The sequence below is a fragment of the Amaricoccus sp. genome, assembly GCF_036846665.1.
Taxonomy (GTDB): Bacteria; Pseudomonadota; Alphaproteobacteria; order Rhodobacterales; family Rhodobacteraceae; genus Amaricoccus.
The window spans coordinates 1-10,001 of record NZ_DAIUBO010000142.1; the positions used below are offsets into that span (position 1 = coordinate 1).

General features: G+C 64.5%; 6 protein-coding genes and 2 pseudogenes. 5 read left to right on the forward strand and 3 right to left on the reverse strand.

Annotated features, from left to right (window positions below; all coding sequences use genetic code 11):
• Together V7050_RS13675 and V7050_RS13680 are read right to left on the reverse strand one after the other, a co-directional pair.
• A pseudogene (locus tag V7050_RS13675) lies at positions 1-422 on the reverse strand (hypothetical protein); the annotation flags it as partial.
• Positions 423-679: 257 nt separating this feature from the next.
• Positions 680-1,303 (reverse strand): TetR family transcriptional regulator C-terminal domain-containing protein, encoded by a 624-nt coding sequence (locus V7050_RS13680; RefSeq protein WP_324370157.1) that lies wholly within the window; start codon positions 1,301-1,303, stop codon positions 680-682.
• Between the two features lie 153 nt (positions 1,304-1,456).
• Between V7050_RS13680 and V7050_RS13685 the strand changes: the two genes are divergently transcribed.
• From V7050_RS13685 to V7050_RS13695, 3 genes are all read left to right on the forward strand, one after another.
• On the forward strand, positions 1,457-2,785 hold the full coding sequence (locus V7050_RS13685) for an aspartate aminotransferase family protein (protein ID WP_324374479.1): 1,329 nt from the start codon (positions 1,457-1,459) through the stop codon (positions 2,783-2,785).
• 424 nt (positions 2,786-3,209) lie between these two features.
• A complete protein-coding gene (locus tag V7050_RS13690; protein ID WP_324374477.1) occupies positions 3,210-4,922 on the forward strand; it encodes an AIPR family protein in 1,713 nt (570 codons plus the stop codon).
• A 293-nt stretch (positions 4,923-5,215) separates the two neighbouring features.
• Positions 5,216-6,466: a Zn-dependent hydrolase gene (locus tag V7050_RS13695; protein WP_324374475.1), complete on the forward strand. Its 1,251-nt coding sequence runs from the start codon at positions 5,216-5,218 to the stop codon at positions 6,464-6,466.
• A 253-nt stretch (positions 6,467-6,719) separates the two neighbouring features.
• Here V7050_RS13695 and V7050_RS13700 read toward each other — a convergent pair whose 3' ends face one another.
• Positions 6,720-7,874: a BCCT family transporter gene (locus V7050_RS13700; protein WP_324374474.1), complete on the reverse strand. Its 1,155-nt coding sequence runs from the start codon at positions 7,872-7,874 to the stop codon at positions 6,720-6,722.
• A 371-nt stretch (positions 7,875-8,245) separates the two neighbouring features.
• Here V7050_RS13700 and hydA point away from each other — a divergent pair, with 371 nt between their 5' ends.
• Complete coding sequence (gene hydA, locus V7050_RS13705) at positions 8,246-9,706, forward strand: dihydropyrimidinase (protein ID WP_324374473.1); 1,461 nt, start codon at positions 8,246-8,248, stop codon at positions 9,704-9,706.
• Positions 9,706-10,001: pseudogene (locus V7050_RS13710) on the forward strand (hypothetical protein); the annotation flags it as partial. The gene hydA and the pseudogene V7050_RS13710, both read left to right, overlap by 1 nt.

Consider the following 10,001-nt stretch of genomic DNA (forward strand, 5'->3'; position numbering starts at 1 on the left):
GGAACGGAGGGTTTTCCGGGGGGTACTTCCGGGCCCGCCAGTCCGGCGATCAGGCCCGCCAGGCGGTCGCGTTCCTGGCTTGCGAGGGCATAGGCGCGGGCCCCGTCCTCCAGCAGGGGCCGCGGCGCCCCGAAATCGTGCCGGGATGCGCGCGCGTCGGTCGGCGTGCCCGCGGCCTGGGATCCGGCGCCGCGCGGCACGAAGCCGTTTCCGGGCGCGGCCTGCACAGTGGTGGCCGGGGCGACCGTGGCGGGCTCCCTGGGCCAGCCGGAGCCGCCCACGGGCGGCCCTGAAGGCTCCGGCGATGCCGAACCGGCGCCCGGACCCTCCGGTCCCGGCGCGCTCGCACTCTGGCCCGGACCGGCATTGGCCAGCGGCGCGGCGCGCCAGCCGAGCCCCAGCAATCCTCCCAAAAGTGACATGACGTCTTTCCCCTCGTGCAGGACGTGCGATGTGCTCGACTCTATCACGGTGGCCATGGCCGGAAAGTCGGCCAAACTTGACCAGGGTAAATCCCCGTTCTCGCTCAGGAAGTTGTGGCAGAATGCTGCCGAGGATTGTCAAGTGCCTTGCGGGGCAGGACAAATCTGCCGCCTTCGGGGGGCACGGCGGCAAGGGTTGATTTTCGGCAAATCCACCGCATTAACCAGGACGCGGGTCAGGCTCGGTTCCGGCCGGCTCAGGGGGCGAGCGCACGGGCGTAGAAATGCGTCAGGAATCGCTCGGCATCGCTGAAGCGGGCCTCGTCGTCGGAGCCGAGCACGGCGCGGATCTGGACGTCGAAATCGGCGTAATGCTGGGTCACCGCCCAGATCGAGAAGATCAGGTGATAGGGATCGACCGGCGCGATGCGCCCGTCGCGCGCCCAGCCGCGGATCACCCGCGCCTTCTCGTCGACGAGTTCGCGAAGGGGGCCACGGATCATCGCCTCGATGCGCGGGGCGCCCTGGAGGATCTCGCCGGCGAAGAGGCGGCTCTCGCGGGGATAGTCGCGCGACATCTCGAGCTTGCGCCGGACATAGGCGCCGATCTCCGCCTGCGGGTCGCCCGCCGGGTCCAGCCGGCGCAGCGGGTCGAGCCAGGTGTCGAGCAGCCGGGCGAGCAGCATGCCGTGCACGTCTTCCTTGGAGGCGAAGTAATAGAGCAGGTTCGGCTTGGAGATGCCGGCGGCCTCGGCGATCTGGTCGAGGGTGGCGCCGCGGAAGCCCTCGGTGGCGAAGACCTCGAGCGCGGCGCCGAGGATCGCCTCGGTCTTGGCGCGCTGGATGCGGGTCGGGTTCTTGCGCGAGGCGGCCCGGGTCATCCCGAGGCCGCCGGCGTGGAGGGAACCTGAAATCCGCTTGACGCTTGCGCCATGGGTGGTAGCGTCCAAATTTGACCGTCTGGTCATAAAGCACCAACCGTCCGGGCCGGTCGAGCCGAAATCGCTGGCGGGGCGTATTCAGGAAAGCCCGCGATGTCCCACCGCTCCGCCGCCGCGCCGAATGACCTTCGCGCGTTCTGGATGCCCTTCACCGCCAACCGGCAGTTCAAGAAGGCACCGCGGCTGCTGGTGGGGGCGAAGGACATGCATTACACCACCTCAGACGGGCGGCAGGTGCTGGACGGCACCGCCGGGCTCTGGTGCTGCAACGCCGGGCATTGCCGGCCGCGGATCACGGCGGCGATCGCCGAGCAGGCGGCGGAGATGGATTACGCGCCGGCCTTCCAGGTGGGGCATCCCAAGGCCTTCGAGCTCGCCAACCGGCTGATCGGCATCGCGCCCGAGGGCATGGAGCACGTCTTCTACGCCAATTCCGGCTCCGAGGCGGTGGAGAGCGCGCTGAAGATCGCCATCGCCTACCAGCGCGCGATCGGGCAGGGCTCGCGCACCCGGCTGATCGGGCGCGAGCGCGGCTATCACGGGGTGAATTTCGGCGGCATCTCGGTGGGCGGGATCGTCTCGAACCGCAAGGTCTTCGGCACGCTGCTCACCGGCGTCGACCACCTGCCGCATACCCATGACCTCAAGCGCAACGCCTTCTCGAAGGGCCAGCCGGAGCACGGGGCGGAGCTCGCCGACGAGCTGGAGCGGATCGTCACGCTGCACGACGCCTCGACCATCGCGGCGGTGATCGTGGAGCCGGTGGCGGGCTCCACCGGCGTGCTGATCCCGCCGAAGGGCTATCTGCAGCGGCTCCGCGACATCTGCACGAAGCACGGGATTCTCCTGATATTCGATGAGGTTATCACCGGCTTCGGACGGACGGGCGCGGCCTTCGGCTCGGAGAAATACGGCGTGACGCCGGACATGATCACCTGCGCCAAGGGGCTGACCAACGGGGTGATCCCGATGGGGGCGGTGCTGACGAGCGCTGCGATCCACGACGCCTTCATGTCGGGGCCCGAGCACATGATCGAGCTCTTCCACGGCTATACCTATTCGGGCAATCCGATCGCCGCCGCGGCGGGGCTGGCGAGCCTCGAGACCTATGGCGAGGAGGGGCTCTTCACCCGGGCGGCGGATCTGGCGCCGCATTGGGAGGCGGCGCTGCATTCGCTGGCCGATTGCCCGCATGTGATCGACATCCGCAACGAGGGGCTGATCGGCGCGGTCGAGCTGGCGCCGATCCCGGGCGAGCCGACCAAGCGCGCCTTCCAGGCCTTCCTCGCGGCCTTCGAGGCGGGCGTCCTGATCCGCACCACCGGCGACATCATCGCGCTCTCGCCGCCCCTGATCGTCTCGGAGGCGCAGATCGACGAGCTGATCGGCACGCTGCGGCGGGTGCTGGAGAGGCTCGCGTGATTGTCGAGGCGGATCAGGGGTTAACGCGCCGCCGTTGAGGCCGGATCCCGGCTGGAAAGCGGCTGGAATCCGGCTTGCCACCATTTCTGTCGGGAATTGGGCGTTAACGCCGCAAGGGGCGGAGCGGGCAGCCTTGGCGAGTGGGCGAACGGGGGACGCAGGAAAGGCGGACGCCGGGCACCCCATGCTGCCACGCCATCAGGGCGCCCGTGTGGTGGGCGGCCGGTCCGCCGGTCAGGCATAGTCTCGGGGGCGGACAGCGCCTCATACTGCCGCCCACCGCGCCGATTTGTCATCGGCCGCCGCGACATGATTGCATTGGGCTGTCCCGATCGAGTACCGCTGTCGATGTGAAGGGCGGTGTCCCAACCAAAGAAAATGCCGACGTTCGGACGGGCTCGCGCGATGGAGGGGTAGTAGACAAATGCATCTTGTTACAAAATCGTACTTTGATGCCTTCTGTGAGGAGTACAATTTTGCGAAGGGAGAAACGAAATCATTTGAAGCATTCTGCAATTTTTGCGCCGCCAATTTTCTCTCAGACGACGACCTTAATCCGGAAGATTTGATATACGAGGGAGCTGACCCAGGAATAGACTGCGCTCTACTTTTTGTGGATGGTCGAGCGATATTCACGGTTGATGAACTCAATGTATTGCTTGGTGGCGGGAAGCGGGAGTATGATTTCCAGTTTCTCTTCACGCAAGATAAATCATCTGAAAATTGGAGGAAGGGGGAAATAGATACTTTCAGCGCTGCGCTAGTAGATCTCATAAGTGACTCCCCTGCTCAGCCGTTATCGGATTATTTGATTGAGTTTAGGAAGTTGTTTTCAGAAGTCTATGGCAACATCAAAAGAGTTAGAGGTGGCCTGCCAAGCGCATCCGCATACTTTATTTCTGCGGCACAAGATACCGATGCTGCGGAGATTAATGCGGCGATAACTATCGCCAGTAAAGCGCTAACAGGCACGGGATACTTCAAGAACGTGACATTCGAGAAGATTCATCGAGAGCGACTTCATGAACTGTGGCTGTCGGCTGGAGCGACGGACGAGGCTACAATTCCCGTTTCGAGTTTCTCCGCCTTCCCGTCTGCACCAGGTGTAAATAGCGCATATATTGCTCCGATTTCGGCTAAAGATTTCATCCAAAAGGTACTAAAGAACGCAGATGGATCTAGAAAGAAGAAACTATTTGAAAAAAATGTCCGAGACTTTCTCGGTGAAGACGAAGAGGTAAACTCAGAAATTTCTGAAACACTAGCTGATCCAGACAAAAGGAAACGCTTCGGATTGATGAACAACGGTGTAACCATTGTTGCGGAGACCGTTCGGCCAGCCGGTCAGTCAATATTCGTAAGCAACTATCAGATTGTCAACGGCTGTCAAACTTCCAGCGTGCTCCTTCACAATGAAGCGGAAGTGGATGACACCGTTAGCTTAATGGTAAAAATAATTGAGAGTAACGATACTTCTACAATCGCAGATATCGTTCGAGCTACGAACAGGCAGTCAGCAGTTCAGGATGAGCAGTTTTCTTCAACTCTCGATATTCTGAGGGATCTGGAGGCTTACTTCAATGCAAGAGGCGCTGGGCATGCGAATCGGCTCGTTCTAGAGCGGCGGAAAGGCCAATATCGGAACGAGAATATCCCGCAAGCGAGAGTCGTTGACATTAGGGAGTTGGCCCGCGCAATTTCGGCGACTCGAATGCTTCGGCCAGATTTAGCTAGTCGCTACGTGGGACGTCTCACGGGCGAGATGCGGGATCAGGTCTTCGTGAAAGAGGCTTCTGAAGAACTTTTTTATCTTTCCTGTTTTGCCAGCTATCGCCTACGGATCTTGATATCTAATAAAAAATTTGATGCTAGATATTCGAAGCTTAGGTGGCATATTCTATGTGTTTCTTGGTTCGTTTCCACTAGACAGTTCAAGGGATTCGGCGAAAAACGGGCTGAAGACGCTTTCGAGAATCTGTTCGCTGCGAACGATGGGGTTTGGTTTGATCGGCTCAGAACGATTGTCACGATCGTCTTCCCAGATTTTCAGATCTCGCGTGATGTTCTGAAAGGGCAAGCCTTCAACGGTGCGCTAATAAAGGCTGCCAGCGAGATCCGTTGGTCTGCCCCTGACTAATAGTCGCTGAGATTTGTCACCCGAGCGCGGGGTTTCGTGCGATGGAAGGCGCAATAGTGACAACTTTGGGCCGCAAGTGGATGATGGTTCTTCGGTGTAGACGCGGCGTTGCAGCCTGGATTTTGCATTTTTCTCCGTTGCCGTGCATCGGCTGGCATCGCAGATGGCCGACTGCGGACCTCCGGTGGCTCGCGACGCCGAAGCGGCTTCGCGGGTCCGTCGCCAGCGGCGGACTTGCGTTCCGGCGGCGGGCGAACCTATCAAGGTTGGGGACCTCAGGGGGAGGACGGTCGATGAATGCGCCTGGCGAGAACCTCAGGATCGACGGGGCCCGGCTCTGGGACTCGATCATGGAGATGGCGAAGATCGGGCCGGGGGTGGCGGGGGGCAACAATCGCCAGACCCTCACCGATGCCGATGGCGAGGGGCGGCGGCTCTTCAAGGCCTGGTGCGATGCGGCCGGCCTCGAGACCGGGGTCGATGCCATGGGCACGATGTTCGCGCGGCGGGAAGGCACGGACCCGGAGGCGCTGCCGGTCTATGTGGGCAGCCATCTCGACACCCAGCCGACGGGCGGCAAGTACGACGGGGTGCTGGGGGTGCTGGGCGGGCTGGAGGTGATCCGCTCGCTGAACGACCTCGGCATCCGGACGCGGCATCCGATCGTGGTGACCAACTGGACCAACGAGGAGGGCACGCGCTTCGCCCCGGCGATGCTGGCGAGCGGGGTCTTCGCCGGGGTGCACGAGCTCGACTGGGCCTATGGGCGCGAGGATGCCAGGGGGCTCAAGTTCGGGGACGAGCTCGCGCGCATCGGCTGGAAGGGCGAAGAGGCGGTCGGCGCGCGGCGGATGCATGCCTTCTTCGAGCTGCATATCGAGCAGGGGCCGATCCTGGAGGCCGAGGGGGTCGATATCGGCGTCGTCACCCATGGGCAGGGGCTCTGGTGGCTGCAGGTCACCCTGACCGGCAAGGAGAGCCATACCGGCTCGACGCCCATGGCGATGCGGCGCAACGCGGGCCTCGGCATGGCGCGGGTGACCGAGCTCGTGCACGGGATCGCCATGGAGAACCAGCCGGATGCGGTGGGCGCGATCGGGCATGTGGACGTCTATCCGAATTCGCGCAACGTGATCCCGGGGCGGGTGGTCTTCACCGTGGACATCCGCTCGCCGGACCGGGCGAAGCTCGACGGGATGAAGGCGCGGCTGGAGGCGGAGGCGCCGGCGATCGCCGCGGGTCTCGGGCTCGGGATCGAGATCGAGGTGGCGGGGCATTTCGATCCGGTGACCTTCGATGCGGGCTGCGTGGCCGCGGTGCGGGCGGCGGCGGAGCGGCTGGGCTATTCGCATCGGGACATCGTGAGCGGGGCGGGGCATGACGCCTGCTGGATCAACCGGGTGGCGCCGACGTCGATGGTGATGTGTCCCTGCGTCGACGGGCTGAGCCACAACGAGGCGGAGGAGATCTCGCCGGAATGGGCGGAGAAGGGCGCGAACGTGCTCTTTCACGCGGTGGTGGAGACGGCGGGCATCGTGGCGTGAGGCGCTGTCCCCATGGGGACGGCCGGCAAGCCTTTGATGTAAAACGGGAAAAGTGTTAACGCGGTTGCGCCGGCGAGGGGCGCGGACCCTGGACGGTGCGCTTGCGCCACGGGTCGATCGGGCTGGAGATGCCCCGGGACCGTGGGATGGGAGGCGACGGCGCAGGGAGGGGATGCGGAAGCTGCCGGGGCCTTGCCGGCAGCGTCCCGGGGGCTCGGTGTTCCGGGCCGGTCGGGCCGGCCCGGGGTGCGGCTCAGTCGGCCGGTTCGCGCGCGGCCGGGAACTGGGCGGCGCGGGTCACCATCACCACATAGGTGATGGCGTAGATGGCGACGACGGCGAGCCCGACCCACTGGATTTCGAAGGGGGTGAAGAAGAAGGCGATCACCAGCAGGAGCTGCAGCGTGAAGTGAAGGGGATAATAGACCCTCGATCCCACGATGTCGCGCGACCAGCCGAGGTTCGCCGAATAGAGGCGGATCAGGCTGTCGAGCGAGTTCACCACGAAGACCACGCCGACGAAGATCATGAACCAGTTCAGCCAGCCCGGGATCACCAGGGCATGCTGGTGGTAGATGTAGAGCACGCAGAACCAGGCGCCCAGCGGGATGACCGGCAGCACGACCATCGCCCCGGCGAGCTGCCAGGTCTCGAGCCCGCCCACGTAGCGTGCGACGAACTGGCCGATCATCAGGCTCCAGGAGAACCACCAGAAGAGATAGAACTCGTGATAATCGGCGATCGGGGTCGCGAAGCGGTGCAGATGCACGAAATAATCGAGCAGCAGGCCGATGTTGCCGAAGAAATTGCCGAAGCCGACCCCGGAATAGGCGAAGGCGACGACGAAGAGCGCCGTGAAGGCCAGCATGCCGAAGCCGTAGGTCGAGACGATCGCGAGCCATTTCATGATGTAGAAATTGCCGCTCGAGACCACGGAGAAGGCGATGACGCCGATCCCCAGCGCCCAGACGCCCCAGGACGGCAGGTCCGGCGCATAGGCCGGCAGGTTGATCATGAAGAGGTAGCAGGTGAAGGCGCAGGTCGCGATCACGGTCAGGTTGTAGAGCCACTTGACCAGCGGGATCTCGAAGATGCGCAGCCGCGGCTCGAGGGCCACGAAATAGAAGGTCGTCACGAAATACATCAACCAGACCAGCGGCCCCCACATGCCGAATTCGATCGCGAGGGCGTTGGTGAAGGCGAAGGCCGGATCGGCCTCGTAGACCGGAAATTCGGTGAGGGGCAGCATGATGAGCCCCATGTCGAGTCCCGCCGTGAAGAGCAGGGCGACGAGCGTCAGGATCCCGACCGGATGCGTGCCGGTGCATTTGAGCCGGGGCCAGCGGAGGAGGACGAAGATCGCGCATCCGAGGACGCTGAGATAGGCAATCGTGATTATCAACGTCATGTTGTTCTCGCGTTTGCTGGGGCCGACGTTAACGAATAGCGGGACTGGGATCCAGCCCCGTCACTTTTGCGACCCTCCCGTGGTCTTGCGCGACATTTTGTTGCGAGGACATCGCGGAAGGGCGGGGAGGCCGTGTCGCGGGTGGGGGAATCGCATTCGGCAGGGCGGTCCTGTCCGCCTGGATTTCGAGCGGGCCAAGCTTCACCATCCCGCCCGGCGGGCGCTGCCCTCGTCTTGTGGCGGAACGGTCGAGGAAGAAAGAAGGCGCGCCAGATGTGATAGTCCTGTGTCGCCGACGACCGGGCTTGTCCGGCGCGCCGAAACGCGGTCAGGTGAACGGGAGCGCGGATGCGCGACGAGGAGGGCATTTCATGAGCAAGGTCATCAGGGGCGGCACCATCGTCACGGCGGAACGGATGTGGAAGGCCGACGTGCTGATCGAGGGCGAGCTGGTCGCGGCGATCGGCGAGGGGCTGAGGGGCGACGAGGAGATCGACGCCTCCGACGCCTATGTGATGCCGGGCGGCATCGACCCGCACACCCATCTGGAGATGCCCTTCATGGGCACGACCGCCGCCGAGACCTTCGAGAGCGGCACCTTCGCGGCGGCCTCGGGCGGCACGACCATGCTGGTCGATTTCGTGCTGCCGGGGCCGGACGGGAGCCTCCTGAACGCGATCGCGGACTGGGACCGCAAGTCGGCGCCGCAGATCTGCGTCGACATCGGCTATCACATGGCGATCACCGGCTGGAACGAGACCATCCATCGCGAGATGGAGGAGGTGGTCAGGCGCGGGGTCAATACCTTCAAGCATTTCATGGCCTACAAGGGCGCGCTGATGGTGGAGGACGACGAGATGTACGCCTCCTTCAAGCGCTGCGCCGAGCTGGGCGCGCTGCCGCTGGTGCATGCCGAGAACGGCGACATCGTGGCGGAACTGCAGAAGAAATACATGGAAGAAGGGCTGACCGGCCCCGAGGGCCATGCCTATTCGCGGCCGCCGGAGGTCGAGGGCGAGGCCGCCAATCGCGCGATCATGATCGCCGATGCCGCCGGCGTGCCGCTCTATATCGTGCATGTGAGCTGCGAGCAGGCGCATGAGGCGATCCGGCGGGCGCGGTCGAAGGGCATGCGGGTCTATGGCGAGCCGCTGATCCAGCATCTGACGCTCGACGAGCGCGAGTATTTCGACAAGGACTGGGATTACGCCGCGCGGCGGGTGATGTCGCCGCCCTTCCGCGACAAGGCGCATCAGGCGAGCCTCTGGGCCGGGCTGCAATCGGGGTCGCTCCAGGTGGTGGCGACCGATCACGCCGCCTTCACGACGAAGCAGAAGCGCATGGGGTTGCAGGGATTTCCCTCGATCCCGAACGGGACCGGGGGCCTGGAGGACCGCATGCCGGTGCTCTGGACGGAGGGCGTCGAGACCGGGCGGCTGACGCCGCAGGAATTCGTCGCCGTCACCTCGACCAACATCGCGCGCATCCTCAACGTCTATCCGCGCAAGGGCGCGATCGTGCAGGGCGGGGAGGCGGATCTGGTGGTCTGGGATCCGAAGCTCTCCAAGACCATCACCGCGGCGAGCCAGAAGTCGATCATCGACTATTCCGTCTTCGAGGGGCGCAAGGTCACCGGCCTGCCGCGCTACACGCTCTCCCGCGGCGAGGTGGTCTGGGCCGACGGGCAGAACAGCCAGCCGCAGCCGGGGCGGGGCAGGTTCGTGCCGCGGCCGGCGTTCTCCTCCGCCCACAGGGCGCTGTCGAAATGGAAGGAGCTGACCAGCCCGCGCAGGATCGAGCGCGATCCGCAGAACATCCCGAGCGGGGTGTGATGGAGGTCTTCGGCGCGGCGGATGCGGCGGCGTTCCGCCGGGCGGCGGAGGCCTCCATCGCCTATCGCGAGGGGCTCGGGGCGCGCCCCATCGGCCCGGCGGCGGATTACCCGGCCAAGCTCGCGGCGCTCGACGCGCCGCTGCCCGAGCGCGGCATGGCCTCGGACGCGGTGCTGGAGGCGCTGGTCGCGGCGGGCGCGGGCGGGGTGATGGACAAGGCGAGCCCGCGCTTCCCCCGCTGGGGGATCGGCGCGGCGCCGCCCCCCGGCCCCGCGGCGGACATGCTGGACGCGGG